A 992-nucleotide genomic window follows, 5' to 3' on the forward strand; every position below is an offset into this window, starting at 1 on the left:
GGCGAGCCCGCCTTCGGCGTGGCGGCGATGATCTCGCGCCTGCCATGGCTCCAACACCAGGCGAGCCGCAATGGCGCGCCGCCTTTGCGTTCTGGGCGAGCCAGACGATGATAGCCGCCATAGCCGTCGACCTGGAGAATGCCGTCGAATCCTTCGAGCATCCGCTCGGCGTGCTCGCCGCTGCGCCCCGGCGCGTAATGATAGACCACGATCGGCGGATCGGCGCCGCCGTGCCCGCGGTCGTCGCGCAGAACGGCCCACAGATAGCCCGTCTTCGTCCGGCCGCGGCCGGGATCGAGAACCGGCGCCCGCGTCTCGTCCATGAATAGACGGCCAGACAGCTTCATCAGTGCGCTCATGCGCTCGACGATCGGCGCGAGGTGGAAGGCCGTCGTTCCCATCCAATCAGCCAGAACGGCGCGGTCGAGCATGATCCCGTGGCGCGCGAAGACCTGTGATTGACGGTAGAGCGGCATGTGCTCGCTGAACTTGGCGACCGCCACTTGCGCCAGCAGCGCCTCGGTGGGGACGCCGCCCTCGATCAGATGCGCGGGAGCCGGCGCCTGGGCGACGCCCGCGCATCCATTCGGACAAGCGTAGCGGGGCCGCACGGTCTCGATGACGCGATATTGCGCCGGCGTCACGTCGAGGCGGCTGGAGCGGTCCTCGCCGATCCGAACCATCAGGCCGCAGCCGCAAGGACAGGCGAGGCTCTCTGGCTCGATCACACGCTCGACGCGCGGCAGATGAGCAGGAAAGGCGCGCGCGGCGCGGCCGGCGCGCTCGCTCGTCGCCGGGCGCCCCGAGCGGCGCGCGCGATCGTCCTCCCGCTCCTGGACTTCCGCGATCGCGATCTCGATATCTTCCAGAACGAGCTGCAACTGATCGGGATCGAGCTTCTCCGAACGCTTGCCGAAACGCGCGCGTTCATATTCCTTGACGAGCAGTTGCAGACGTTCGACGGTCTCCTTCGACGCCGCAAGCTCGCTCTC

The 992-nt window shown here is 68.2% G+C and carries 1 protein-coding gene; it reads right to left on the reverse strand.

Annotated elements, in window-relative coordinates:
- On the reverse strand, nucleotides 1-992 hold a 992-nt coding region (locus FMZ75_RS21135; protein WP_166146295.1), incomplete at both ends, for an IS66 family transposase.

Origin of the sequence: Methylosinus sp. RM1, from assembly GCF_011378635.1 — a bacterium.
Taxonomy (GTDB): Bacteria; Pseudomonadota; Alphaproteobacteria; order Rhizobiales; family Beijerinckiaceae; genus Methylosinus; species Methylosinus sporium.